This window comes from Streptococcus cristatus, assembly GCF_003943505.1.
Lineage (GTDB): Bacteria > Bacillota > Bacilli > Lactobacillales > Streptococcaceae > Streptococcus > Streptococcus cristatus_E.
The window spans coordinates 1-870 of record NZ_RJPS01000046.1; the positions used below are offsets into that span (position 1 = coordinate 1).

Sequence of the window (870 nt, forward strand, 5' to 3'; positions counted from 1 at the left end):
AAAGTTTTGTGGATCCTTGAACTCATCGTTCACAACCTTGTAACCTTGGTTAGTCAATTCTTTCAACTTCGCAAGGTATTGGTCACGGCTAATTGGTTCGCCTGACTTACCGCCTTCTGAGATCTTAGCCAATTCTTTCTTAGCTTGGTCTACGAAGGTGATGGTTGCTTTTTGATCAGCCTTCTTGTAAGTTACAACTTCATCGGCTGGTTTCGCTGAGTCTGCTGTAACCTTCACATCTGCTACNCTNGCTTTATCTGCTACNTAACCCTTGATGTCTGGTGAAGTTTGTCCCTTGATCACGTCATCTTGTGATGTCCATGGGCCTTTTTCTACGATCGCTTTCGTTACGACGTTGATCTTCAGAATACGCGTGAATTTAGCGCTNTCTGTGAAGCTTGGTGCTGCTTCTTTACCATCTTCGTATACGTACTTGATCGTACGGCTCAATTCCTTCACAGCTTCTTGTTGAGCTGACTTGATCTTATCATCTGTCCACTTAGGTCCATCCGGATTGCTTGGATCCATTGGATCGTTTGGTTTCGGTGGATTATTTGGATTGAATGGTACTACGCCTTCTTCCAATTGAACAGTGAAGTTTTGGTCCTTGCTTGCATCATCATCAAAGTTTTGTGGATCCTTGAACTCATCGTTCACAACCTTGTAACCTTGGTTAGTCAATTCTTTCAACTTCGCAAGGTATTGGTCACGGCTAATTGGTTCGCCTGACTTACCGCCTTCTGAGATCTTAGCCAATTCTTTCTTAGCTTGGTCTACGAAGGTGATGGTTGCTTTTTGATCAGCCTTCTTGTAAGTTACAACTTCATCGGCTGGTTTCGCTGAGTCTGCTGTAACCTTCACATCTGCTAC

1 protein-coding gene is annotated in these 870 nt (G+C 43.8%); it reads right to left on the reverse strand.

All coding sequences use genetic code 11. The features are described 5' to 3' along the window. Window positions 1-861, reverse strand: an 861-nt coding sequence (locus D8792_RS11370) for a mucin-binding protein (protein ID WP_446677397.1), incomplete at its 3' end; no start/stop codon positions are given. Window positions 862-870 lie beyond the last annotated feature (9 nt).